The sequence below is a fragment of the Pseudomonas sp. Colony2 genome (assembly GCF_019382755.1).
Taxonomy (GTDB): Bacteria; Pseudomonadota; Gammaproteobacteria; order Pseudomonadales; family Pseudomonadaceae; genus Aquipseudomonas.
Genome location: NZ_CP080030.1, coordinates 4,782,826 through 4,806,342, shown reverse-complemented (window position 1 = coordinate 4,806,342; position 23,517 = coordinate 4,782,826). Strand labels below are relative to the sequence as shown.

Sequence of the window (23,517 nt, the reverse complement as noted above, 5' to 3'; positions counted from 1 at the left end):
GTTTTTTGGTGGATTAGAGTGTTTCAGCGCTATAAACTCTGCCCCCAAAGCGCCGGCCAGTAGACGTTTCGGCGCGATGGACAGAAGAGAGTGAGTCATGGGCGCACAGTGGAAAGTCAAACATAAAGAAGCGGCATCCAATGCCAAGGGCAAGATCTTCGGCAAGCTGGTGAAAGAGATCACCATTGCCGCCCGCAACGGTGCCGACACTGCTACCAACGCACATTTGCGCCTGGTGGTGGAGCAGGCCAAAAAGGCCTCGATGCCCAAGGAAACCCTGGAACGCGCGATCAAGAAAGGCGCCGGTCTGCTCGGTGAGACCGTGCAATACCACCGCGTGACCTACGAAGGTTTTGCCCCGCACCAGGTGCCGCTGATCGTTGAATGCGTGACCGACAACATCAACCGCACCGTGGCGGAAATCCGCGTGGCGTTCCGCAAGGGGCAGCTCGGCGCGTCCGGCTCCGTGGCCTGGGACTTCAACCATGTGGGCCTGATCGAAGCCTCGCCGGACAGCCCGGAAGCCGATCCGGAAATGGCCGCGATTGAGGCCGGTGCCCAGGATTTCGAGGCAGGCGAAGAAGAAGGCACGACCTTGTTCATCACCGAGACCACCGACCTGGATGCCGTGCAGAAAGCCCTGCCGGAGCAGGGTTTCACCGTGCTGTCGGCCAAGCTCGGCTACATCGCGAAGAACCCGGTGAGCGGTTTGAGCGATGAGCAGATGGCCGAAGTTGAAGCCTTCCTGGAAGGCCTGGACAACCATGATGACGTGCAGGACATGTTCGTCGGGTTGGCGGGTTGATTCTGATTTGATGTGAACCCGGTCCAAATGTGGGAGCGGGCTTGCTCGCGAATACGGTGTACCAGCCAAGCATGTATTGACTGACACACCGCATTCGCGAGCAAGCCCGCTCCCACATTGGGTTTAGCGGAGTTTGGAAGACTGCAACAAGCTTGTGATTTCCTCGAACCCAGGCCGGGCCAACACATCCGGCTGGCAGCAGTTGTCCCGCAAGGCTTCCAGTGCCACGCGCTGTTGCTCGTTCAACCCCGCATCAATCCTTTCCAGCAACTCCCCCAGCAACACCCCGAACGCCCTGACTTCGATGCGCTGCAACGCGCGGGTTTCCTGGCTGTCGACCGTGGCGTGAAACGACGCTGCACCAAAGTCCCCAAGCAGACATTCACCGGCTTCATTCCACAGAATGTTGTGGCCGTACAGATCACCGTGGGTGATGCCTTGCGCGTGCAGGTGCGCCGCCACCGAAGCGATGCCCCGGGCCATGCGCAGCGCCACATCCGCGCTGAAACGGGTGGTGGGCTCGTAGATATCCCGGGTGCACGACGCCAGGCTCGGCAGGGCCGCGAGGTTGCGGTAGCTCGGTTCGATCAGTTGCATCACCAGCGCCGCCTGGCCTTCCGGGTGGTCGACGACACGGCCTTCTACCTTGATCAGGTTGGCATGCAGTCCGGCGGCGATGCAGGCGTGCATTTCGTGCAGGGGCGAGCCGTCACTGGTAATGCTGCCTTTATAGAGTTTGACCGCGACCGCCTTGACCGGCCCGTTTGACGGGGCCCAGTACGCTTTGCGGATGATTCCGGAAGCGCCTTCCCCCAGCACTTCGCTCAATTCCAGCTCGGACCAGGGAATATTTGGCGTCGCGTCATGGCGGGCCTCTTCCACGGCCATCTCTACCGGATTACCGGCGTAGGCCAGCCAGGTCAGGCTCGGCAAGGCCAGCAACCAGTCCGGCAGGCGGGTCATGCGGTTGGAGGCGATGCGGATCAGTTCGAGGTTTTTGCACTGGGCGAGGCTTTGCGGCAACTGCTCCAGGTGGTTACCGGCCAGCATCAGTTTTTGCAGCAAAGGCCGTTCACCCAGTTCGTCCGGCAATTGGCTGATGTGGTTATCGGTGAGGATCAGCCAGCGCAGCAAGGGTGGCAGCGACGTCGCCGGGACACTGCTGATCTGGTTCGACTTGAAGCCGATCATGCTCAACTGCGCGCACTGGCCCAGGCATTGCGGCAGTTCGGTAAAGGCGTTTTCCGAACAGAACAGCACGCGCAAATGGGGCAGGCGGTGCAGGTCATCCGGCAGGCTGCTCAGGGCATTGCCGGTAAGGTTGAGGATTTCCAGGGAGTCGGCCAGGTCGAAGATTTCCCGGGGGAACTCGGTCAGCCCACAGCGCAGGTCCAGGCGTTTGATACCGGCCAGTTGGCCGGCCTTGAGTTGGGCAAGGGTATCCATGAACGGCGCGTCACTCGGCAATAGGGGCGTGAATGGCGCTCATGATAGCGGGTTGCGGCCCGATCTTCTGCAACTGCCCCAGGCGGCTGGCGGTGCGCGCCAAATCGATGGCCTGGCCGCTCAGGGATTGCTCCAGCGGCTGCTCGCCGATCAGCACCAATTGCTTGTCCTGGTCGTAGAGCACGTCCACCAGGTTGATGAACCGTTGCTGGGCGGCAATCGGACAGTCCGCCAGGTGCGGCAGGCCGTCGATGATCCAGCGTTCATAGTCGCGGCACAGCTGCAGGTAGTCCATGACGGCGGTCGGTTGTTCGCACAGGTCGCTGAAGGTGAAGGCAATGCTGCGGTCCTGGTGCCAGCGGGCAGTCAATTGCCGGGCTCCGACGGTCAGGCTGACCGGGGCCTGATCCGCTGACGGCAGGCCCAGGGCTTGGCGTTGCGCGGCAGTCCCCGGCCACACGAACTGGCCAGTGCTGAACCGCTGATCGCCATGGGCCTGGGCCAGGCTGCGAAAATCCTGGGGGGCGCTGACTTCCATGACGTCCATGCGCGCGCTGATCAGCTCGATCACCGGCTTGAACCGCTGATGGTACAAGGGGTTCGGCAGCAACCCGGCGGGCGGATAATTGGAGGTTACCAGCACCCAGACTCCGCGCCGGAACAGGGCCTTGAACAGGCGGCTGATCAGCATCGCATCGCCGATATCGTGTACGTGAAACTCGTCGAAGCACAGCACGCGGCAGCCATCGAGCAACTCATCCAGGGTCACGGCCAAGGCATCGCGCTGCTGGCGATGGGCAAACATTCCCTGGTGCAGACGGGCGAAAAAGTCGTGGAAGTGCACGCGCTGTTTCTCGGCAATCGGCAACGCCTGGAAAAAGCCGTCCAGCAACCAGCTCTTGCCCCGGCCGACGGCGCCGTGCAGGTACAGGCTGCGGGTAGGGCGCCCGGCCAGCAGATGGTCGGTTTGCCGGGACATGGTCTCGATCACCTGTTGCTGGCTTGGACTGAGGGTATAGCCCTGTTGGCGGGCCTTGCCCTGGAAGAATGCGCTGATACCGGGGGCGGCGGTGGTCGCCGCGGGTTTACCCAGCAACCGTTTGAGCAGGGGCGGTAAAGCAGCCAATGTCAGTCACTCTGTGTTTCGGTGGTCGCTCACTTTAGAGCGCCGGTTGCGGTTTGACCAATAGAGATGCACGGCGCGAGCTATCTGGAAAAGGCATGGGTCAATGGATCCAAAACACCGACCTGACTGGCGGATTCCCTTCAAGTGACTAACCTCATACACAGCAGTCACCCCTGTATAAGGATTTGGGGCAGTGAAGGGACACGCAGTCTTGGCAATCATGAGCGCGATGCTCTGCAACACGGTTTATGGTGCACAGCTCCAGGTTGAGGTGCGTATCGACGTGCAGCGGGGGTGCCAGTTGGTCGGCACCACGCGTGAAGCAGGGATCGAGCAGCTCGGCGTACTGGATTTCGGCAGCGGCTCCCGGCTGGATGACCCGGCAGGCCCGTTGAGTGCAGCCTTGATCAGCCAGCGCCAGCCACGCCTGGAGTGCAACCCGGATACGCCGTATCAGATGCGTGTCGACGGCGGCCTGCATGGCGGCATCGGCGAAGTACGTTACCTGGGCGCTGCTGCCCCCTCGATCAAACCCATTCCCTATCGAATTTATGCCGATGCCGCACGCCGCATCCCCTTGGCCGTGGACGTACCGTTGAGCGGCCGTGTGCCCGATTCCGGCACGGTGGACTTGCCACTTTATGGACGCATCGAGCCGCTCAAGGAAATACCGGCCGTGGGGCGTTATTCCGACCTGCTCAAAGTGACGGTGACATGGTAAGCCGCGTCCTGGCCTGCATCGCGCTGGGCGGCCTGTTGCTCCTGGCCGAGGACGCCCAGGCGGCGGTCGCCGGGCAGATTCACGCACGGCTGGTGATTACCGCCAGTTGCCAGGTGAGCAAAGGCACCGACAGCGCGCCGGTGAGCCCGGATGGCGGCTCGGCCTTGCTGGATTTCGGCAGCCACGGACCCACTTGGGACAAGGGCCTGGGTGCCGGCATCAGTGATGGCGACAAGGCCGCGCTCGCGGTGTCCTGCAACCCGTCGGTGGTGAGCAGTTTCACCGTGACCATCGACGGCGGCGCCCATGGCGACGGCATCACCCGGCGCTTGAGCAATGGCCGGCAAACCATACCGTATCGGCTGTCGGCCGATCCTGCGGGCCGAAGCACCTACAGCATCGGCCAGCAACGCAATTTCGTCGTGACCAAGGGCGCACAGGTACCGATCCCGGTATTCGGCTCGGTGGTGGCGAATACCAGGGCCCTACCGGCCGGCATCTACACAGACACCCTGACGGTGACTCTGGATTGGTAATTCATGAGGATGGACATCATGCATGCACTTGTATCTAAAGCAGTTCTCCCATTGGTCGCACTGGCCTGGGTATCGGGTGCCCAGGCGGCCACGACGGTCACCGGGCAGATCAGCTCCACGCTGATCCTGACCAACAGTTGCCTGGTCAACGGCGTGGGCGGCACCACCGGTTTGAACTTCGGTACGATCAATTTCGGTACCACCAACAGCCAGTTCACCACGCAGTCCGGCCAGGTGCTGGGTGGCGGTGGAGGCGCGTTGTCGATCCAGTGTTCCTCGGGCACCTCGCCGGTGATCACCGTGGGCGCGGGCTCCCATGACGGCCAGTCCACGGGCGGCACCCGGGCGCTGTACGACGGCGTGGCCAACTATGTGCCGTATGACTTCTACACCGACACCGGGCATTCGACGCTCCTGGCGATCAACGGAACCATCAACGTAGGCGCGAGCACGGGCGTTGCGCAAACCGTGAACATCTACGGCCAGGCCGTGGGCAAGGCAGGTTTGCCGGCGGGTACCTACACCGACACGGTGTCCGTGCAACTGACGTTCTAGTGCCATGAAGCGGGCCTGCTGGGCGACGCTGGCGGTCATCACGGGTTGGGGGATGCCGTTGTCGTTGCTGGCGGTGACCAGCCAGACGATCCAGGTCAGCGCGACGATTGCCGCAGGCTGCCTGGTGGTGGGCGGCGGCACGAACTACGGCAGCCTGGCGTTCGGCAGCTATTCGTCGTTGTCCACCAGCACGGTGTCGGTGGCGCTGAGCAGCGGGGTAACGCTGCAATGCACCCCGGGAGTCACCTTGAGCATGAGCGTCAACGGCGGCTTGTACAACGCCAGTGGCCGGCACATGCAGCTCAATAGCGGCAGTGCTCAAGTGGCGTACCAGCTGTTTCAGGACGCGGCCCTGAGCCAGAGCCTGGGGATCAGTCAAAGCGTCAGCGTGGCCTACAGCAACGCGAACAATATAACCCTGCCGATTTACGGCCGGGTGGTGTTACCGGGTAATCAGCCTGGGGGGACGTACAGCGACGTGCTGCAGGTGCAGCTGTCCTGGTAAGGCGATTGGCATGAGGAGTGGAATCTATGTTTGCAGCTTCCCGGCGGTATTGGGTTGCGGGTTGTATCGGTCTGGTGGCGTTGGGCGCCGGGCAGGTCCAGGCTGCCAGTTCGGTGCTGATCTGGCCCATTGACCCGGTGCTGGAGGCCGATCAACAGGCCAGCGCCTTGTGGTTGGAGAACCGCGGTACAGAGACTGCCAACCTGCAGATCCGGGTATTTGCCTGGAGCCAGGGCGGGTTTGACGAGCAGTACCAGAACCAGCGCGACGTGATCGGCAGCCCGCCGGTGGCGAAGATCGAACCGGGGCAGAAGCAATTGGTGCGCCTGACCCGGACCCGGGAAGTGCCGCCGGGCCAGGAGTTGGCCTATCGGATCATCATCGACGAAATCCCCGCCGCCACCCCTGAAACCCCCGCAGCCGATGGCAAGACGGCCGCAGCCATCCGCTTTCAGATGCGTTATTCGGTGCCGTTGTTCGCCTACGGCGCAGGCCTGTGGAGCAAGGAAGACGCGACGCGCCAGCGCGACCCCAAGGGCGCGGGCAAGCCTGACCTGAGCTGGAAAAAAGTCACCGTCGGCGGGCGCAACTATGTGGAGATGCGCAACCAGGGCGCGGTGCACGCGCGGCTCACCGATGTGGCGTTCAAACAGGGCGGGCAGACCCGGCCGCTGGTGGACGGCTTGCTGGGCTATGTACTGCCGGGCGCAACCATGCGCTGGCCGGTGCCGGAAGGTGTCGCGGGCGACCAGCCGTTGCAGGTACGGGTCAATGGCGCAACGCAACTGGAGAACCTTGCACCGGGACGGTAACGCAATGGAATAGGGCATGGAGCAGCCCTTGGTCTTAACGGATGGAGATGTCCATTGATGGACACAATGCCTTGGTGAGCCATGGTTGGGCTCGTAGTCGATGGCGATCGGTGTGGGTGGTGGGCGGCCTGGCGGGCCTGGTGCTTGCGCCGCTTGGCGTGGCCGCGTCGTTGCCGCCGCCGCCCAGCAACATGGAGGCTGTTGCCGATGCACAGTTGTTCCTCGAACTGGTGGTCAACCAGATGGACACTGGCCGGGTGGTGGCCGTGGATCAGCGCGCCGGCGGCCTGTTTGTGCCGGCGGCCACCTTGCGGGACGTGGGCATGAAGCTGCCGGCCGAGATTACCACCGAGGTCGCGCTGGACCACCTGCCGGGCCTGCACACCGATTACGACAGCCAGGGCCAGCGCCTGATGTTGACGGTACCGCCGGCGTGGTTGCCGGCGCAGTTCATCGGCAGCCGCAACAACTACCCGCGCGCCCAGGCACTCACCAGTTTTGGTGCGTTGCTCAACTATGACGCTTACCTGAACGACACCGATGACGCCGGCACATACCTGGGCATTTTCAACGAAGTGCGGCTGTTCGATACCTGGGGCACCTTGTCCAATACCGGCCAATACCGCACCACCTTTGGCGGCCAGGCCAGCGGCAGCACTTTGAACAATGGCTACCGGCGCTATGACACCACCTGGCGCTTTTCCGACGATGAGCGCCTGCTGACCTACGAGGCGGGCGACGTGATCAGCAGCGCATTGCCGTGGAGCAGTTCGGTACGCCTGGGCGGGGTGCAAGTGTCGCGGGATTTCGGCGTACGCCCGGACCTGGTGACTTACCCCTTGCCACAATTTGCCGGGGAGGCGGCGGTGCCGTCGTCGGTGGACCTGTTCATCAATGGCTACAAATCCAGCAGCGCAGATCTGCAGCCGGGCCCTTACACCTTGACCAACGTGCCGTTTATCAACGGCGCCGGCGAAGCGGTGGTGGTCACCACCGATGCCCTGGGCCGGCAGGTGTCGACCACCGTGCCGTTCTACGTCACCAGTACGTTGTTGCAAAAAGGCCTGTCGGATTTTTCCGTGGCGGCCGGTAATTTGCGCCGCGACTACACCATTCGGGATTTTGGCTACGGGCCGGGCGTGGCCAGCGGCACCTTTCGTTACGGGGTGTCGGACTACTTCACCCTGGAAAGCCATGCCGAAGCCTCAGGCGACCTGACCCTGGGCGGGCTCGGCGGCAACGTGCGGCTGGGCAACTTCGGGGTGCTCAATACCGCCCTCAGCCAAAGCCAGTTTGATGGCGAGACCGGCCAGCAACTGAGCTTCGGTTATCAATACAGCAACCAGCGCTACAGCCTGTCATACCAGCGAGTAGAACGCCGCGACCAGTACGCCGACCTGACCCTGGTCGACACGCCTTATGCGAGCCTCAGCAAGCGCAGCGAGCAGGTGACCCTGAGCCTGAACCTCAACGATTTCGGCAGCATCGGTGCCGGCTATTTCGATGTACAGGCGGCCGATGACTCCCGCACCCGGCTGATGAACCTCACCTGGAGCAAACAGCTGTGGCGCAACACCAGTTTCTACCTGTCGGCCAACCGCGAGGTCGGTGACAGCAACTGGGCCATGCAGGCGCAGTTGGTCATCCCGTTCGACATCTATGGCAGCCTGGCCTTGAGCAACGAGCGCAGCCAGGCCGGCGAGAGTCGCCAGCGGGTCAACTACAGCCGGGCGGTGCCGTCCGAAGGCGGCGTGGGCTACAACCTGGGGTATGCCAGTGGCGACGGCCCCGCCTATCGCCAGGCCGACCTGACCTGGCGCATGCAGTCGGTGCAATTGCAGGCGGGCGTCTATGGCAGCAGCGACGCCGAGACCCGCTGGGCGGATGCCAGCGGTTCGTTGGTGTGGATGGACAAGCAAGTGTTCGCGGCTAATCGGGTGAATGACGCGTTTGTGGTGGTGAGCACCGATGGTTATGCCGGGGTGCCGGTGCTTTACGAAAACCAGCTAGTGGGTGAAACCGATCGCAACGGGCATCTGCTGGTGCCGTGGAGCAGCGCTTATTACCGCGGCAAATATGAAATCGACCCGCTGAACCTGCCGGTCACCGTGCAGACGCCGAATGTCGAGCAGCGGGTGGCGGTGCGTCGCGGCAGCGGCTATTTGCTGGAATTCCCGGTGCGCCGGGTGATCGCGGCCAGTATCACCCTGGTGGATGCCCAGCATCAGGAACTGCCCCTGGGCAGCCAGGTGCGTCACGAGCAAACCGGCGCGCGGGCGGTGGTGGGTTGGGACGGCCTGGTGTACCTGGAGAACCTGGCGGCCCACAACACCTTGCAAGTCACTGTGGGTGAGGGCCGTACCTGCCAGGCAACGTTCGATCTGGATATCAACGAAGCACAGGTGCCGCTGATCGGGCCACTGGTTTGCCAATGAGATAAGGAGTGTGGGTGTGCGGGGCAAGGAATGCATAGTGGGGCTGCTGGTGCTGGCGGGGCTGGGCTTTTCGACACAGGTGATGGCCGCGTGCTCGGTGCCGGGAACCACCTCGCCGGCCGGCTTTGGCTCGATCAGTTCGATGACGGTGCGCACCGCTCCCCAGACCAGTTCCACCACCAATGCCGGCTTGAATTGTGGGGCCACGCTGATCTCGTTGCTGGCAGCCAATGATCACTTCTATGCAACCATCACGTCGGCCACCAGCGGCATGGTCGGCCCCACTGGGGATATCATCAGCTATACGATCTACGGCAGTAACAGCACCAGTTATCCGATCACCCGTGGAACCCAATTCGATTTCGGTGCCACCGGCATCGCCCAAAGCCTGGGGCTGGTATCCGGGCCGGGCACGAAAACCGTGCCGCTTTATCTGAGTTCCATCATCGGCAGCAATGTGGCGGCCGGCCTTTATACTGAGACACTAAGCATTGCCTGGACCTGGAATTATTGCTCGGTCCTCGGTGTGGGTTCTCTCTGTGTCATACGGGACACCGGCAGTGGCACGGCTTCCCTGACCGTCAGCATGACCGTGGCTAACGACTGCACAATCTCTGCACCCAACATCGCCTTCGGCAGTGCGCCGGTAGTCAGTGGTTTTTCCAGCGTGAACGGGCAGGCCACCATTGCCTGCACCAAGGGCAGCGCCTACACCGTGGGCATCAGCGATGGCCAGAACCCGGTGAGTGTGGGTGGGCAGCGGCGGATGGTTTCTGGCAGCAATTTCCTGAATTACGACATTTTCAAAAGCGCCACCACCACCCGCTGGGGCAGCGTGAGCACCGCCCGGCGCGCCAGCTCAACGGCTGAGGTGAATCCCGGGAATGGCTTGGGTACCGGTAGCCAGGTATTCAACTACAACGCCGCGATCTATACCAACCAGACAACACCGCCGGCCGGCACCTACGTCGATAACGTGGTGCTGGATGTGGCCTTCTAGAACCGCATCGTCTGCTTGAGCATCTGCGTGGTCGACGGGTCTTGCGGGCTGACCATCGCATAGTTGTAGCCCGCGCCCGACCAGTATTCGGCCTGCAGCCCGTCGGCACTGCGGCTGCCCCGGGGCAGGAACTTGTTTTCCGGGCCCGGCGGGCGGATATAGAAACTGATGCGCCGCCCTTGGGGGTCTTCATACAGCACCATGGCCGCCGCGCCTTGTTCGGTACTGAGCAGGCGCCCGCTGACCGCCTTGAACCCGGCCTGGCTCAGGTCCGGCAGGCGGTAGGCCTGGTTGAAGTAACGGTCGAGCCAGCCTTGCATGTCGCCACCGCTTTGCACGTGGTAGTCGGCGGGCAAGATGCCGTCCTGGGCAAACAGGCGGTAGGCCTGCATCGCGTCGCTCATGGGCGCCATGCTCTCGAGCAGCGTAGCCTGGCGGGCCTGCCAGCCGCCGAGGCCGCCGACACTGACGGCAATCAACAGCATGGCGGCGGTTGCGAGATGGCGGCGTGACTGGCGCTTGACCCGCTGGCGAATCAGGGCCGGGTCCAGCTCGGGGTTGGCGGGTTGTTGCAGTGCGCCGCTCAACGATGCCCGCAGGTGCTGCGCGTCCTGTTGCCAGGCGTGCACCTGGGCGGCGACGTCCGGGTGGGCCGCCAGCCAGGTTTCGAGCTGGCGGCGGTCGGCGTCCAGGAGCTGGTGATCGACGTAGGCATGCAAATCGCGTTCGCTGGGAGGCAGGCTGATCATTTGAGTATCCGCAGGGCAGGGCTGGTGATTTCGCCGTCGCTGAGCTGGCGCAGGGCCTGGCGCGCGCGCGACAGGCGAGACATCACGGTGCCCACGGGCACCTCGAGGATGTCGGCGACTTCTTTGTAGCTCAAGCCTTCCACCGAGACCCACAGCAGCAGGGCGCGCTGTTCGGTGTTCAATTTGTCGAAGGCTTGCAGGGTCGATTGCGCGATGACGGTGCGCTCGACCGACGGCTGCGAATCATCGCGGCCGGTGAAAAATTCCAGCATGCGTGTGTACCGCCGGGAGCGCCGATGGGCGTCGAGGAACTGCCGGTAGAGGATCGAGAACAGCCAGGCGCGCAAGTCGCCTTCGAGGCGTTTGTCGGCCCAACTGATGATCGCGCGCTCAAGGCTCGCCTGCACCAGGTCGTCGGCGCTGCTGGTGTTACGCGTCAGGGACACGGCAAAACGCCGCAACCTGGGGATGAGTTCACGTAACTGTTCGTCGAGTTCGTGCATGGGATTCTGGCTAGTCACTACGCTGGGACTAGGAAGACGTCCGGCGTTGAAGGTTATTCCAGGCCAATAAAAATAAACAGCAGGCCAGGGAATAGAGTGCGCTGGCGTTCGTCCCAAGTGTTCCGACCTTATGTTTCACCCACTCAAGGCCTTGGGCCCTGGAGTTATTTCATGGTAGATCACTCATCACCGCCCCGTCCGCCGCTGAGCACCGCAAGCCTGATAATTCGGTTGGCCAGCATCGGCGTGGTGGTTGCCGTCGTGGCCGGGGCGTTTGCCTACGTTAACGGAAGCCTCGACCCACAGCGGTTGCGCCCCAAAACCCTGGTCAATGCCTTGGAAACCAACAACGGCTTGCACCCTGGCTACCGGCGTAACCATGCCAAGGGCGTGTGCGTGGCCGGTTATTTCGAGAGCAGCCCCGAGGCGCGCCAGTACTCCAGTGCCCAGGTATTCAGCGAGGCGCGTACCCCGGTTATCGGGCGTTTTGCGCTGCCCAGCGGCAACCCGTATGCGCCGGACAGCAGCGTGCCGATCCGCAGTTTTGCCTTGCAGTTCAACTTGGTCAACGGCCAGCAATGGCGCACCGGGATGAACAGCATGCCGGTGTTCCCGGTGGGCACGCCCGAGGCCTTCTTCGAGATGCTCAAGGCCGGCGCACCTGACCCGGCCACCGGCAAGCCGAACCCGGCAGGCATGCCGGCGTTCTTCGCGGCGCACCCCGAGACCGCGCCGTTCCTGGCCTGGGTCAAGACCGCCAAGCCGTCTGCCAGCTATGCCACTGAAACCTATAACGGCATCAACGCGTTTTACCTGGTAAACGCCAGCGGCCAACGCCAGGCCGTGCGCTGGGGCGTCGTACCGCAAAGCCAGGATGCTGCGGGGGCCACGGCGCCCGCCGGCAGCGACTTCCTCGAAAAAGACCTGGCCCAGCGCCTGGTGGCCGGGCCGTTGCGCTGGCAGTTGAACCTCACCCTGGCCAACCCGGGCGACCCGGTGGATGACGCCAGCAAGACCTGGACCGGTGAGCACAAGGTGCTGAATGCCGGGACCCTGGTGCTGGAAAGCAGCCAGCCGCAAATGGACGGTGATTGCCGTGACATCAACTTTGATCCACTGGTGCTGCCGAGCGGTATCGAAGCCTCGAATGACCCATTGCTGGCCGCCCGTTCGGCGGCGTACGCCAGTTCCTACCTGCGTCGCACCAGCGAAGTCAGCCAGCTGCACAGCGCCCCTCAGGAGTCGAAGCCATGAATGCCCAACCCCGGTTTTTCGCCCCGCTGGCGCGGCTGCTGCATTGGCTGATGGCGTTGATGATCATCGCCATGCTGTTTATCGGCGCGGGCATGGTGGCCTCGGTTTCCGAACGCCATGAGTGGCTGATCCACCTGCACAAGCCGCTGGGCATTGCGATCCTGGCGCTGGTGATCGTGCGCCTGGTGGTGCGTTTTTCCACGCGCCAGCCGCCGCTGCCTGCCGACTTGCCGCTGTGGCAAGTGCTGGCGGCCAAGGCCTCCCACGTGGTGCTGTATGCGTTGATGCTGGTGTTGCCGCTGCTGGGCTGGGCGATGATTTCAGCGGCCGGCGACCCGGTGATGCTCAGCAGTTCGGTGCAGTTGCCGGCGCTGGTGGGGGCGAATGCGCCGTTGTTTGCCGTGTTGCGCAAGGCTCACGGTTACCTGGCGTATTTGCTGTTTCTAACGGTGTTGTTGCACCTGGCGGCGGCGCTGTTCCACGGTTTGATCCGGCGTGACGGTGTGTTGCAAAGCATGACCGGCAGCAAGGACTGAAGCCTTCCCCGGCGACGGTTGCTGTGATGCAGCCGTCGCCGGGATCGTGGATGTTTAGCGCAATACGCCGACGATATCCGCCACGCTGCTCAACACATCCTTGCCCAACTGCATCGAGCGTTTGCCCGACCAGCCAGTGTGCGGGTTGGGCGCGTCGTCGTTGTCCTTGAAGGGCATTTCCAGGGTCAGGGACAGGCAATCGAACTTCTCGCCGACGCTGTTGCACGCCAGGGTCATATTGGCTTCGCCCGGCAGGTCGCGGGTGTAGCCATGCGCGGTCTGAAAATCCCGGGTGAGGTTGCTCAGGTGGCTGCGGAAGTGTTTTTCCAACTGCTCGATACGTGGCGTGTAGCCCGGGTTGCCTTCACAACCGGCGGTGAACACATAGGGGATTTCCTCGTCGCCGTGGATATCCAGGAACAGGTCAACGCCGTACTTTTCCATTTGTTGCTGGACGAACAGTACTTCGGGGCTGATCTCCTGGCTCGCACTCTGCCAGGCGCGGTTGAGGTCCTGGCCCATGGCGTTGGTGCGCAGATGCCCATGGAACGCGCCATCGGGGTTCATGTTCGGTACCAGGTACAGGTCGGCGGCGGCCAGGAGCTTTTTCAGCTCGGCGTCACCGTCCTGTTGCAGGCGCTCGATGATGCCTTCCATAAACCATTCGGCCATGTGCTCGCCGGGATGCTGCTGGGCGATGATCCAGACCTTGCGCTTGTTGGCCTCGCCCTTGCCACGGCGCAGCAGTTGGATATCACGGCCTTCGACACTTTTGCCGGTGGCCAGCAATTGCGTGCCGGCGCGGTTCAGCGCCTGGTCGATCAGCCAGTCGTGGCGTTCGCGGCTGTAGGGTTCGAAGTAGGCGAACCAGGCCTGTTTTTCACGGGTTTCGAGGGTGATGTGCAGCGTTTCGCCATCAAAGCGGGTGGGCACCCGGAACCAGTTGATATGGTCGTAGGACGCCACGGCGTTGTAGCCGCTCCAGGCGTGCTTGTAAGACGAGTGGCCGGCATTGCTCAGGCGGAAGGTGTGGGTGTGACCCACGTGCATGCCTTCGGCCTTGAAGTGGAACCACTGGAAGTGCTGGCTGCGCGTATCGGGCTTTATCGCCAGCAGCAACTGGTGAGCATCACTGGCGTCGAGCACCTGGATATTGCCACTGTCGAAGTCGGTGCTGATCTTGATGGAGGTCAAGGCCACGGTCATAGTCTGGTTGCCTGAATATGAGTGTTGTGGCGGGCATTTTACACCGGAGCGGGGCAAAGCCTGGATGCAATTTTTGCGGGTGAAGAGGGGGGCGTCGTCCATGACGCCGCCGCAGCTTAGAATCTATGAGATTGATTCTCAAGTGCTATTTTTGAAAGAACCGGCCTAGAGCGCTCGATCGACTTTCTTTTGGCGATGGTCTTTTGCTACCATGCGCGCCATCAAGCAACACACAGTCTTCATTAGCCTGAAGTCACGCCAGGGAAAAACTGGCAAAAAAAAGACCCGGCCAAAGAGCCGGGTCAAAAACCGTGATTAGCCTGATGAGGAGATATTCCAAGAGTCCGACCTAAGGTCTCTTGGTCTATCGACTGATCTCGCGATCAGCTAGGTCCAATAATAATCATTATCATTTGCAAGTCAAATGTTTTTATCCCTCGGATAGAAATATTTTTCGCGCGTGCCTGTTACAGGCTGGCCGGCTGTTCGGCACCCCTCGCCGAAAGCCGCAGTGACCGCTCCACCATCACCTTCGCCATATCAATCAAATAGACCACTGAAAACGCCAGGTCCCGGCTATTGCCGTGGGCGCTGTTTGCCGATTCGTACGCAGTGGCCGCGGCGCTGCGCAGCAGGTCGGAGGCGTGGACCAGGGCCTCCTCGTCGCTGATGCCGGGCTTGACCTCGAACAACGTGTCGTCAACGGAGGGCGGTGCGGCATCCTCTTTCAGGTAATAGTCCAGCGCGCGTTGGGCGGCGCCACTGCTGCGCAGGAACAGCCGCTCGTCTTCATCGCAGGTGTCGGGCAGGGTATACGGGGTGGTCGTCATAAGGGCAGTGCTCTGTGTGGGTGTCGAAAGCCTGCAATCGATATTAGTACTAATCGTATTTATGGCGTTTTATTGATTACTACAAACTGTTTATTGTCGTGGTGAGTACACAACGTATTGTCAGGGCCCATGGATAAATGGATAGCGTTGGTCAAGGCCAACATGAAAGACCGCAAGGTCACGCAGGACCAACTGGCGTCGCGCCTGGGCATGTCTCAGGGCGGGGTCGGCCACTGGCTGAACAAGCGTCGGGTGCCGAGCCTTGCCGATATGAACCGGGTGATGCAGGAGCTGGGCCTGGATGGGCTCGAGGTCGCGCTGGTGGTTCGCGAAAAAGCGCTCGCGGCGGTTGCCGAGGAACTGCAGCCGGCGCCGCACTACAACCCGAATTACCGTTACCCGGTGAGCGAAGGGAAGGGAGGCTACCCATTGCAGGAAGAACCTCGGCCGTACGGCGTTACTCGTTTTCAGATGAGCGACTATCAGGCCCGTGGCAAGGCGTTCTGGATGCGCGTGACTGGCGACGCCATGACCGCCCCCAGCGGCTTGAGTATCAATGAAGGCACGATGATTCTGGTGGACCCGGCCATCCAGCCCGAGCCCGGCAAACTGGTGGTGGCCCAATGGGCATTTGATTCCCAGGCGATCTTGCGCAAATGGGTCAGGCAGAGCGGCCAGCTTTACCTGGTGCCGCTCAACCCTACATACCCGAAGATGCTGTTCAGTGAAGAGTGCCGGATCATCGGCGTGGTGGCGCAGGCGGTCACGAGGTTTTAACTCGCGGCTTCCAGCTCCACCAGTGCGCTGCCTTCACCGACCATTTCGCCTTCCTGGCAGTACAGCGCCTTGACCACGCCGGCATGGGGCGCGCGAATGCTGTGTTCCATCTTCATGGCCTCCAGCACCACCAACTGCGTACCGGGTTCAACGGTTTGCCCGACTTCCACCAGCACTCGCACGATGCTGCCGTTCATCGGTGCGGTCAGGCCGCCCTGATGGGACTGGCTGGCATCGACGGCGGCAATCGGGTCGAACAGGCTGACACTGTGCACCTCGCCGTCCCAGCGCAAAAACACACTGCCGCCCTCGCGTACCGCCAGATGGGAGCGGCGCACGCCGTGCTGGTCGATCAGCAATTGTTCGCCGTGCAACTGGGGCGGGTTGACGCCGGCTTGCAGCATTACCAGGCGATCCTGGCCGTTGCAGCTCAGGTGCAGGGAAACCTCGCCCGGCAAGCCTGCGCGAAAACCTCGGGTGTCGGCCCAGGGCGAACGGGTGTCAGTGCTCGGTTGGGTCTGCATGAACGCCTGGCCGGCGGCCTGCCAGAATGCCTCACTCAATTCGCCAGGCGCCGGCAGCAGCTCATCCTGATAACGCGGGATAAACCCGGTATCGAGCTCGGCAGCGGCAAACGCCGGATGGCCGATAATGCGCCGCAAGAAGCCCAGGTTGGTCTTCAGTCCACCCACGGCAAATTCATCGAGCATGCCCAGCAGCCGCAGGCGCGCCTGTTCGCGGTCCTCGCCCCAGGCAATCAACTTGCCCAGCATCGGGTCGTAGAACGGTGACACGTTGTCGCCTTGTTCGACGCCGCTGTCTACCCGGCGCCCGGGCCCTGGCGTGGATTCGCGGTACAGCGCTAGGTGCCCGGTGGCCGGCAGAAAATCGTTGGCCGGGTCCTCGGCGTACAGGCGCACTTCAATCGCATGCCCCAGCAGCGGCACTTGCTCCTGAGTCATCGGCAGCGGCTCGCCCTGGGCCACGCGAATCTGCCAGGCCACCAGGTCCAGGCCGGTGATGGCCTCGGTCACCGGGTGTTCCACCTGCAGCCGGGTGTTCATCTCCATGAAGAAAAACTCGCCCCGGGCGTCCAGCAGAAACTCCACGGTGCCCGCGCCCACGTAGCCGATGGCCTGGGCCGCACGCACGGCCGCTTCGCCCATGGCCTTGCGCTGCTCGGCACTCAGGCCCGGCGCCGGGGCTTCTTCGACGACTTTTTGATGGCGGCGCTGGATCGAGCAATCGCGCTCATTGAGGTACAAGCAGTGACCGTGCTGGTCGGCGAACACCTGGATCTCCACGTGACGCGGCTTGAGCAAATACTTTTCCACCAGCATCTGCGCATTGCCAAAGGAGGACAGTGCTTCACGCTGTGCCGAGGCCAACGCTTCGGCCAGTTGGCTGACGTCCTCGACCACCTTCATGCCCTTGCCGCCACCGCCTGCCGTTGCCTTGAGCAGCACCGGGTAACCGATACGCTCGGCTGCCTGGCGGAAAGTCTCCAGATCCTGGGCGTCACCGTGGTAACCCGGCACCAACGGCACGCCGGCGGTTTCCATCAACGCCTTGGCGGCCGATTTGCTGCCCATGGCATCAATAGCCGAGGCGGGCGGGCCGAGGAAGATCAACCCGGCGGCTTCAATGGCGCGGGCAAACCCTGCGTTCTCCGAAAGAAACCCATAACCCGGGTGAATCGCCTGGGCGCCGCTGGCCTGGGCCGCGGCGATCAGTTTGTCGATTTGCAGGTAACTGTCGGCGGCCTTGCTGCCGCCCAGGTCCACACGAATATCAGCCTCGCGGGTGTGCCGCGCGTCACGGTCGGTGGCGCTGTGCACGGCCACGGTGGTCAGGCCCATGGCCTTGGCGGTGCGCATCACCCGACAGGCGATTTCGCCACGGTTGGCTACCAATACGGTAGTAAGCGTCTTCATGAACGCGGCTCCTGAGGCTGCCAGTTGGGCGCGCGTTTTTGCAGAAAGGCACGCAGGCCTTCCTGGCCTTCGGCGCTGACGCGGATCCGGGCGATGGAGTTCTCGCAGTAGCGACGCAACGCTGGCGTCAGGGCACCGTGGCCGACTTCCCGTAGCAGGTCCTTGCTGGCGCGCATGGCCGCCGGGCTGTTGAGCAGCAGATTGGTAATCCACAATTGGACGTGTACGTCCAACTCATCAGCGGGATAACTCTCCGCCAACAACCCGATTTCCCGCGCCCGCTGGCCGCCGAAGCGATCTGCCGTGAGGGCATAGCGTCGGGCAGCCCGCTCACCGATAGCCTGCACCACGAACGGGCTGATCACCGCCGGCGCCAGGCCAATGCGCACTTCCGACAGGCAGAACTGCGCATCGTCGGCGCCAATCGCCATGTCGCAGCAACTGATCAATCCCAGGGCACCGCCGTAGGCCGCACCCTGGACTACCGCCAGCGTCGGGATTTTCAGCTTGGCGAGGTTGTACATCAGCTCCGCCAGTTCTCGGGCATCGTCCAGGTTGGTGTGGTAATCCAGTTCGGCCGACTGCTGCATCCAGGCCAGGTCGGCGCCGGCGCTGAAGTGTTTGCCGCGCCCGCGCAGTACCAGAAAGCGCAGGGCCGGATCGCCTTGCACCCGATCCAGGGCAATGATCAGTTCGCGGATCATTTCGGCATTGAACGCGTTGTTCTTGGCTTCACGACTGAGCCACAGCGTGGCAAAGCCACGGGGGTCGGTGATCAGTTCGAGGGTGTTGAAATCGCTCATGGGGTGCAGCTCCATTTACATGCGGAACACGCCGAAGCGGCTCGGCTCGATGGGGGCGTTCAGCGCGGCGGACAGGGCCAGGGCGAGCACGTCGCGGGTCTGCAGCGGGTCGATGACGCCGTCATCCCACAGCCGTGCGCTGGAGTAGTAGGGGTGGCCCTGGGTTTCGTACTGGTCGAGGATCGGCTGCTTGATTGCCGCTTCCTCATCGCTGCTGAAACCCTGGCCGGCGCGCTCGGCCTGCTCACGCTTGACCTGCACCAGCACGCCGGCGGCCTGTTCGGCGCCCATCACGCCGATGCGTGCGTTGGGCCACATCCACAAGAAGCGCGGGTCGTAGGCGCGTCCACACATGCCGTAGTTACCGGCGCCGAAGCTGCCGCCGATGATCACGGTGAACTTCGGCACCTTGGCACAGGCTACCGCTGTCACCAGTTTGGCGCCGTGCTTGGCGATGCCGCCGGCTTCGTATTTCTGGCCGACCATGAAGCCGGTGATGTTTTGCAGGAACAACAGCGGAATCCCGCGCTGGCAGGCCAGTTCGATAAAGTGCGCGCCTTTTTGCGCGGCCTCGGCGAAGAGGATGCCGTTGTTGGCCAGGATCGCAATCGGATAGCCGTGCAGGTGCGCAAAGCCGCACACCAGTGTGGTGCCAAACAACGCCTTGAATTCATCGAACACCGAGCCGTCCACCAATCGTGCGATCACCTCGCGTACATCGAACGGTTGCTTGGCGTCGGCCGGAATCACGCCGTACAGCTCTTCGCTGCTATAAAGCGGCGCCAGCGGCGTGCGTTGTTGCAATTGCCCCAGCTTGCGCCAGTTGAGGTTGGCCACACTGCGCCGAGCCAGGGCCAGCGCATGTTCGTCGCTGTCGGCATAGTGGTCGGCCACCCCGGAAATCTTGCAGTGCACATCGGCACCGCCCAGGTCTTCGGCGCTGACCACTTCTCCGGTCGCCGCCTTCACCAGCGGCGGGCCGGCGAGGAAGATGGTGGCTTGCTGGCGGACCATGATTGCTTCGTCCGCCATCGCCGGCACATAGGCACCACCGGCAGTGCAGGAGCCCATCACCACCGCGATCTGCGGGATGCCCTGGGCGCTCATGTTCGCCTGGTTGAAGAAGATTCGTCCGAAGTGCTCGCGGTCCGGGAACACTTCATCCTGACGCGGCAGGTTGGCGCCGCCGGAGTCCACCAGGTAGATGCACGGCAGGCGGTTCTGCTCGGCGATGGTCTGGGCGCGCAGGTGTTTCTTGACGGTCAGCGGGTAGTACGAGCCGCCTTTCACCGTGGCGTCGTTGGCGACGATCATGCATTCGACGCCTTCCACCCGGCCAATCCCGGCAATCACCCCGGCAGCGGGCACGTCTTCGCCGTACACCTGATAAGCCGCCAGCTGGCTGAGTTCAAGGAACGGCGAGCCAGGGTCGAGCAAGCGATTGATCCGCTCGCGGGGCAACAGCTTGCCCCGCGACGTATGCCGCTCCTGGGCCTTGGCGCCGCCGCCTTGCTGCACCTGGGCGAGCAGGGTATGCAGGGCGTCGACCTGTTGGAGCATCGCCGCGCTGTTGGCGGCGAATTCCGCCGAGCGCGGGTTGAGCTGGGTGTGCAGGGTAGCCATGGTGCGCGCTCCGTTCAGCGGGTTTCGTTAAACAGTTCGCGACCGATCAACATGCGCCGGATCTCACTGGTGCCGGCACCGATTTCATACAGCTTGGCGTCACGCAATAGACGACCAGCCGGGAATTCATTGATATAGCCATTGCCGCCGAGAATCTGGATCGCGTCGAGGGCCATCTGGGTAGCGCGTTCGGCGCTGTAGAGGATCACGCCGGCGGCGTCCTTGCGCGTGGTTTCGCCGCGCTCGCAGGCCTGGGCCACGGCGTACAGGTAGGCGCGGCTGGCGTTGAGCTGGGTGTACATGTCGGCGACCTTGCCCTGGATCAGCTGGAACTCGCCGATGCTCTGGCCGAACTGCTTGCGGTCATGGATGTAGGGCACGATCAGGTCCATGCAGGCCTGCATGATCCCGGTCGGGCCGCCGGACAGCACAACGCGTTCGTAATCGAGGCCGCTCATCAGCACTTTCACGCCGCCATTGAGTGCGCCGAGGATGTTTTCTTCCGGCACTTCGACGTCATCGAAAAACAACTCGCAGGTGTTGGAGCCGCGCATGCCGAGCTTGTCGAACTTGTTGCTGCGGCTGAAGCCCTTCGAGTCGCGCTCGACGATAAACGCGGTGATGCCGTGGGCACCCTTTTCCAGGTCGGTCTTGGCGTAGATCACGTAGGTATTGGCATCAGGGCCGTTGGTGATCCAGGTCTTGCTGCCGTTGAGCACATACACACTGCCGCGTTTATCGGCGCGCAGCTTCATGGAGACCACGTCGGAGCCGGCGTTCGGCTCGCTCATGGCGAGTGCGCCGATGTGTTCGCCGCTGATCAGCTTGGGCAGGTATTTGAGTTTTTGCTCATGGGTGCCGTTGCGGTTGATCTGGTTGACGCAGAGGTTGGAGTGCGCGCCGTAGGACAACGCCACCGAAGCCGAGCCCCGGCTGATTTCTTCCATGGCCACCACGTGGGCCAGGTAGCCCAGGCCGGCGCCGCCGTATTCTTCCGGCACGGTGATGCCCAGCAGGCCCATATCGCCGAACTTGCGCCACATATCGGCGGGGAACAGGTTGTCGATATCGATCTGCGCAGCGCGCGGCGCCAGTTCCTTGGCCACGAAGGACTGCACCTGGTCGCGCAGCATGTCGATGGTTTCACCGAGGGCGAAGTTCAGGGAGGGGTAACTCATGGACGGGCACCTTCTAGCGTTGTTTTTGTATGGCCAATACGCCGGGGAGGGCGATCACCTTTACGTTAACGTAAACTTGCGTTGCGGGCCTGTCAATCGTAGTTTACGTTTACGTCAACCTACAAAAAAGACAACAGGGGTCGTTATGGATCAATCGAATCAGAGCTACAGCCGCGGCTGTCAGGATAAGGCCTTGCTGGCCATGACTATCGGCCAGGCCTTTGATCAAACGGTTTCGCGCTACTCCGACGGCGAAGCCTTGGTCGTGGGCCATCAACAGCGTCGCTACACCTGGCGGCAACTGGCAGAGACGGTTGACTTGCATGCACGTGCGTTCCTGGCCTTGGGGATGCAGGCCGGCGACCGCTTGGGCATCTGGGCCCCCAACTGCGCCGAGTGGTGCATCAGCCAGGTCGCCAGCGCCAAAATCGGCGTGATTCTGGTCAATATCAACCCGGCGTATCGCAGCAGTGAATTGGAGTACGTACTCAAGCAATCCGGTTGCCAGTGGTTGGTGTGCGCCGGGTCGTTCAAGACCTCCGATTACCACGGCATGTTGCAGGAGCTTCAACCTGACCTGCGCGGCATCATCAGCCTTGATCCCAGCCCGCCCCCGGGGTTTACGCCCTGGTCGCAATTGGCGGCCCTCGGGGCAGGCGTCCCGCCCGAGCAATTGCAGATCCGCCAGGCCGGCCTGCACTTCGATCAACCCGTCAATATCCAGTACACCTCCGGCACCACCGGCTTCCCCAAGGGCGCCACCCTCAGTCACCACAACATCCTCAATAACGGCTACATGGTTGGCGAAAGCCTGGGCCTGACGGCGCAAGATCGCCTGGTGATCCCGGTGCCGCTGTATCACTGCTTTGGCATGGTGATGGGTAACCTGGGCTGCATCACCCATGGCACCACGATGATCTACCCGAGTGACGGTTTCGACCCATTGCTGACCCTGGCTGCCGTCGCCGAAGAACAGGCCACCGGGCTATACGGGGTGCCTACCATGTTTATCGCCATGCTTGATCACCCGCGCCGCGCCGAGTTCGACCTGTCGCGCCTGCGCACCGGGATCATGGCGGGCGCCACTTGTCCGATCGAGGTGATGCGCCGGGTTATCGGCGAGATGCACATGAGTGAGGTGCAGATTGCCTATGGCATGACGGAAACCAGCCCGGTGTCGTTGCAGACCGGGCCGGATGATGACCTTGAGCGGCGTGTTACGACGGTTGGCCGGACCCAGCCACAGCTGGAAAGCAAGATTATCGATGACGCCGGTAACACGGTTGCTCGGGGCCAGGTAGGGGAGCTGTGTACCCGTGGCTACAGCGTGATGCTCGGTTACTGGAATAATCCTGACAGCACTCGTGAGGCTATCGACGAGGCGGGCTGGATGCACACCGGCGACCTGGCGACCATGGATGAACATGGGTATGTGTGCATCGCCGGGCGTAACAAGGACATGATCATTCGCGGAGGTGAGAACGTGTACCCGCGGGAGTTGGAGGAGTTTTTCTTTACTCATCCGGCGGTGGCGGATGTGCAGGTGATCGGGATTCCGGATGAGCGTTACGGTGAGGCGATTGTGGCGTGGATCAAGTTTCATCCGGGGCATGTGGCTAATGAGCTTGAGTTGCAGACGTGGTGCAAGGGGCGGATTGCGCACTTCAAGATGCCCAAGCATTTCAAATTTGTGGATGAGTTTCCGATGACGGTGACGGGGAAGATCCAGAAGTTTCGGATGCGGGAAATTATGATTGAAGAGTTGAAGGGGGGGTGAGGGAGGGCGGGGTGTTTATCCGTTATTTAGGTAACGGCGGCTTATGGTTTCGCTCTTACAGCGAGTCACTTTGCAAAAAAGCGGCAAAGTAACCAAAGCGCTCTGCCCCGCCTGTCGGCACCTCGCCTAGGCTCGGTGTTCCCTCACTCCGGCATTACTCCGCGGGCCGCCGCGACGGGCCATCCATGGCCCAGCGCGGCTAAACCGGCGTCCTGCCGGTTTACCCGCTCCGCAATACCTGCGTTCGGCCTCGGGCTTATTGGGGCAGTCAGATCAAGATCAAAAGCAAGAGCACGGCGGCCTGAAAGCCGACCTGAGTGTTTAAAAGCCAGATCAAAAGCCAGAGCGAACGCAAAGCCGCTCTTCTGTAGGAGCTGGCTTGCCGGCGATGCAGACAACTCGGTCT

The 23,517-nt window shown here is 62.4% G+C and carries 22 protein-coding genes and 1 pseudogene; 12 read left to right on the top strand and 11 right to left on the bottom strand.

What is annotated here, in order from left to right; translation table 11 throughout:
• Window positions 1-97: 97 nt before the first annotated feature.
• Window positions 98-805: a YebC/PmpR family DNA-binding transcriptional regulator gene (locus JV201_RS19145; protein ID WP_102369528.1), complete on the top strand. Its 708-nt coding sequence runs from the start codon at window positions 98-100 to the stop codon at window positions 803-805.
• A gap of 123 nt (window positions 806-928) precedes the next feature.
• On the opposite strand, the gene JV201_RS19140 is transcribed toward JV201_RS19145, so the two are convergent.
• Both JV201_RS19140 and zapE read right to left on the bottom strand, forming a co-directional pair.
• A complete protein-coding gene (locus tag JV201_RS19140) occupies window positions 929-2,251 on the bottom strand; it encodes a leucine-rich repeat-containing protein kinase family protein (RefSeq protein ID WP_219405919.1) in 1,323 nt (440 codons plus the stop codon).
• Between the two features lie 10 nt (window positions 2,252-2,261).
• Entirely contained in the window at window positions 2,262-3,377 is a 1,116-nt protein-coding gene (gene zapE, locus JV201_RS19135; protein ID WP_219405918.1) for a cell division protein ZapE, read from the bottom strand.
• A gap of 229 nt (window positions 3,378-3,606) precedes the next feature.
• Between zapE and JV201_RS19130 the strand changes: the two genes are divergently transcribed.
• Genes JV201_RS19130 through JV201_RS19100 form a run of 7 tightly spaced genes read left to right on the top strand, consistent with a single transcriptional unit; the run spans window position 3,607 to window position 9,941 of the window.
• Window positions 3,607-4,098 carry a spore coat U domain-containing protein gene (locus tag JV201_RS19130; RefSeq protein ID WP_218166240.1) on the top strand — a complete coding sequence of 164 codons (492 nt, stop codon included), beginning with the start codon at window positions 3,607-3,609 and terminating at the stop codon, window positions 4,096-4,098.
• Entirely contained in the window at window positions 4,092-4,634 is a 543-nt protein-coding gene (locus JV201_RS19125) for a spore coat protein U domain-containing protein (protein WP_008431482.1), read from the top strand. Before JV201_RS19130 ends, JV201_RS19125 begins: the two co-directional genes overlap by 7 nt.
• Window positions 4,635-4,652: 18 nt before the next feature.
• On the top strand, window positions 4,653-5,189 hold the full coding sequence (locus tag JV201_RS19120) for a spore coat protein U domain-containing protein (protein WP_032898768.1): 537 nt from the start codon (window positions 4,653-4,655) through the stop codon (window positions 5,187-5,189).
• A 4-nt stretch (window positions 5,190-5,193) separates the two neighbouring features.
• Window positions 5,194-5,694 carry a spore coat U domain-containing protein gene (locus JV201_RS19115; protein WP_023658977.1) on the top strand — a complete coding sequence of 167 codons (501 nt, stop codon included), beginning with the start codon at window positions 5,194-5,196 and terminating at the stop codon, window positions 5,692-5,694.
• Window positions 5,695-5,720: 26 nt separating this feature from the next.
• Window positions 5,721-6,506, top strand: a complete 786-nt coding sequence (locus JV201_RS19110; RefSeq protein WP_219405917.1) for a molecular chaperone — start codon at window positions 5,721-5,723, stop codon at window positions 6,504-6,506.
• Between the two features lie 41 nt (window positions 6,507-6,547).
• The gene (locus JV201_RS19105; RefSeq protein WP_219405916.1) at window positions 6,548-8,941 is read left to right on the top strand and encodes a fimbria/pilus outer membrane usher protein; all 2,394 of its coding nucleotides are present in this window, start codon (window positions 6,548-6,550) and stop codon (window positions 8,939-8,941) included.
• Window positions 8,942-8,978: 37 nt separating this feature from the next.
• A complete protein-coding gene (locus JV201_RS19100; RefSeq protein WP_008431490.1) occupies window positions 8,979-9,941 on the top strand; it encodes a spore coat U domain-containing protein in 963 nt (320 codons plus the stop codon).
• Here JV201_RS19100 and JV201_RS19095 read toward each other — a convergent pair.
• Both JV201_RS19095 and JV201_RS19090 read right to left on the bottom strand, forming a co-directional pair.
• Window positions 9,938-10,690, bottom strand: coding sequence for an anti-sigma factor (locus tag JV201_RS19095; RefSeq protein WP_003212454.1), 753 nt, complete (start codon window positions 10,688-10,690; stop codon window positions 9,938-9,940). The genes JV201_RS19100 and JV201_RS19095 overlap by 4 nt on opposite strands.
• Window positions 10,687-11,193 (bottom strand): RNA polymerase sigma factor, encoded by a 507-nt coding sequence (locus JV201_RS19090; protein WP_003212456.1) that lies wholly within the window; start codon window positions 11,191-11,193, stop codon window positions 10,687-10,689. The genes JV201_RS19095 and JV201_RS19090 overlap by 4 nt, the downstream gene beginning before the upstream one ends.
• 171 nt (window positions 11,194-11,364) lie before the next feature.
• On the opposite strand from JV201_RS19090, the gene JV201_RS19085 reads away from it, so the two are divergent.
• Complete coding sequence (locus JV201_RS19085) at window positions 11,365-12,447, top strand: catalase family peroxidase (RefSeq protein ID WP_087694665.1); 1,083 nt, start codon at window positions 11,365-11,367, stop codon at window positions 12,445-12,447.
• Entirely contained in the window at window positions 12,444-12,983 is a 540-nt protein-coding gene (locus JV201_RS19080; protein WP_003212459.1) for a cytochrome b, read from the top strand. The genes JV201_RS19085 and JV201_RS19080 overlap by 4 nt, the downstream gene beginning before the upstream one ends.
• 54 nt (window positions 12,984-13,037) lie before the next feature.
• Here JV201_RS19080 and JV201_RS19075 read toward each other — a convergent pair whose 3' ends face one another.
• Window positions 13,038-14,189 (bottom strand): M14-type cytosolic carboxypeptidase, encoded by a 1,152-nt coding sequence (locus JV201_RS19075; protein WP_008431496.1) that lies wholly within the window; start codon window positions 14,187-14,189, stop codon window positions 13,038-13,040.
• A gap of 467 nt (window positions 14,190-14,656) precedes the next feature.
• Entirely contained in the window at window positions 14,657-15,019 is a 363-nt protein-coding gene (locus JV201_RS19070) for a DUF6124 family protein (protein ID WP_102369523.1), read from the bottom strand.
• A 129-nt stretch (window positions 15,020-15,148) separates the two neighbouring features.
• Here JV201_RS19070 and JV201_RS19065 point away from each other — a divergent pair, with 129 nt between their 5' ends.
• Window positions 15,149-15,796, top strand: coding sequence for a LexA family transcriptional regulator (locus tag JV201_RS19065; protein WP_177021354.1), 648 nt, complete (start codon window positions 15,149-15,151; stop codon window positions 15,794-15,796).
• Here the strand turns inward: JV201_RS19065 and JV201_RS19060 are convergent.
• Genes JV201_RS19060 through JV201_RS19045 form a run of 4 tightly spaced genes read right to left on the bottom strand, consistent with a single transcriptional unit; the run spans window position 15,793 to window position 21,334 of the window.
• Window positions 15,793-17,730, bottom strand: a complete 1,938-nt coding sequence (locus tag JV201_RS19060; RefSeq protein ID WP_177021444.1) for an acetyl/propionyl/methylcrotonyl-CoA carboxylase subunit alpha — start codon at window positions 17,728-17,730, stop codon at window positions 15,793-15,795. The genes JV201_RS19065 and JV201_RS19060 overlap by 4 nt on opposite strands.
• On the bottom strand, window positions 17,727-18,533 hold the full coding sequence (locus tag JV201_RS19055; protein WP_214499969.1) for a gamma-carboxygeranoyl-CoA hydratase: 807 nt from the start codon (window positions 18,531-18,533) through the stop codon (window positions 17,727-17,729). The genes JV201_RS19060 and JV201_RS19055 overlap by 4 nt, the downstream gene beginning before the upstream one ends.
• A gap of 15 nt (window positions 18,534-18,548) precedes the next feature.
• Window positions 18,549-20,156, bottom strand: coding sequence for a carboxyl transferase domain-containing protein (locus JV201_RS19050; RefSeq protein ID WP_003212470.1), 1,608 nt, complete (start codon window positions 20,154-20,156; stop codon window positions 18,549-18,551).
• A gap of 14 nt (window positions 20,157-20,170) precedes the next feature.
• The gene (locus tag JV201_RS19045; RefSeq protein ID WP_003212472.1) at window positions 20,171-21,334 is read right to left on the bottom strand and encodes an isovaleryl-CoA dehydrogenase; all 1,164 of its coding nucleotides are present in this window, start codon (window positions 21,332-21,334) and stop codon (window positions 20,171-20,173) included.
• A gap of 145 nt (window positions 21,335-21,479) precedes the next feature.
• Here JV201_RS19045 and JV201_RS19040 point away from each other — a divergent pair, with 145 nt between their 5' ends.
• Window positions 21,480-23,111: an AMP-binding protein gene (locus tag JV201_RS19040; protein WP_087694671.1), complete on the top strand. Its 1,632-nt coding sequence runs from the start codon at window positions 21,480-21,482 to the stop codon at window positions 23,109-23,111.
• Window positions 23,112-23,254: 143 nt separating this feature from the next.
• Here the strand turns inward: JV201_RS19040 and JV201_RS19035 are convergent.
• A pseudogene (locus JV201_RS19035) lies at window positions 23,255-23,517 on the bottom strand (hypothetical protein); the annotation flags it as partial.

Bases quoted from the DNA above. Each gene is read 5' to 3' on its own strand.
- JV201_RS19105 (WP_219405916.1), top strand. From the start codon at position 6,548: ATGGAGATGTCCATTGATGGACACAATGCCTTGGTGAGCCATGGTTGG.
- JV201_RS19060 (WP_177021444.1), bottom strand. From the start codon at position 17,730: ATGAAGACGCTTACTACCGTATTGGTAGCCAACCGTGGCGAAATCGCC.
- JV201_RS19085 (WP_087694665.1), top strand. From the start codon at position 11,365: ATGGTAGATCACTCATCACCGCCCCGTCCGCCGCTGAGCACCGCAAGC.
- JV201_RS19110 (WP_219405917.1), top strand. From the start codon at position 5,721: ATGTTTGCAGCTTCCCGGCGGTATTGGGTTGCGGGTTGTATCGGTCTG.
- JV201_RS19070 (WP_102369523.1), bottom strand. From the start codon at position 15,019: ATGACGACCACCCCGTATACCCTGCCCGACACCTGCGATGAAGACGAG.
- JV201_RS19080 (WP_003212459.1), top strand. From the start codon at position 12,444: ATGAATGCCCAACCCCGGTTTTTCGCCCCGCTGGCGCGGCTGCTGCAT.
- JV201_RS19145 (WP_102369528.1), top strand. From the start codon at position 98: ATGGGCGCACAGTGGAAAGTCAAACATAAAGAAGCGGCATCCAATGCC.
- JV201_RS19065 (WP_177021354.1), top strand. From the start codon at position 15,149: ATGGATAAATGGATAGCGTTGGTCAAGGCCAACATGAAAGACCGCAAG.
- JV201_RS19140 (WP_219405919.1), bottom strand. From the start codon at position 2,251: ATGGATACCCTTGCCCAACTCAAGGCCGGCCAACTGGCCGGTATCAAA.
- JV201_RS19055 (WP_214499969.1), bottom strand. From the start codon at position 18,533: ATGAGCGATTTCAACACCCTCGAACTGATCACCGACCCCCGTGGCTTT.
- JV201_RS19045 (WP_003212472.1), bottom strand. From the start codon at position 21,334: ATGAGTTACCCCTCCCTGAACTTCGCCCTCGGTGAAACCATCGACATG.
- JV201_RS19090 (WP_003212456.1), bottom strand. From the start codon at position 11,193: ATGCACGAACTCGACGAACAGTTACGTGAACTCATCCCCAGGTTGCGG.
- JV201_RS19075 (WP_008431496.1), bottom strand. From the start codon at position 14,189: ATGACCGTGGCCTTGACCTCCATCAAGATCAGCACCGACTTCGACAGT.
- JV201_RS19115 (WP_023658977.1), top strand. From the start codon at position 5,194: ATGAAGCGGGCCTGCTGGGCGACGCTGGCGGTCATCACGGGTTGGGGG.
- JV201_RS19095 (WP_003212454.1), bottom strand. From the start codon at position 10,690: ATGATCAGCCTGCCTCCCAGCGAACGCGATTTGCATGCCTACGTCGAT.
- JV201_RS19130 (WP_218166240.1), top strand. From the start codon at position 3,607: ATGCTCTGCAACACGGTTTATGGTGCACAGCTCCAGGTTGAGGTGCGT.
- JV201_RS19120 (WP_032898768.1), top strand. From the start codon at position 4,653: ATGCATGCACTTGTATCTAAAGCAGTTCTCCCATTGGTCGCACTGGCC.
- JV201_RS19125 (WP_008431482.1), top strand. From the start codon at position 4,092: ATGGTAAGCCGCGTCCTGGCCTGCATCGCGCTGGGCGGCCTGTTGCTC.
- JV201_RS19040 (WP_087694671.1), top strand. From the start codon at position 21,480: ATGGATCAATCGAATCAGAGCTACAGCCGCGGCTGTCAGGATAAGGCC.
- JV201_RS19050 (WP_003212470.1), bottom strand. From the start codon at position 20,156: ATGGCTACCCTGCACACCCAGCTCAACCCGCGCTCGGCGGAATTCGCC.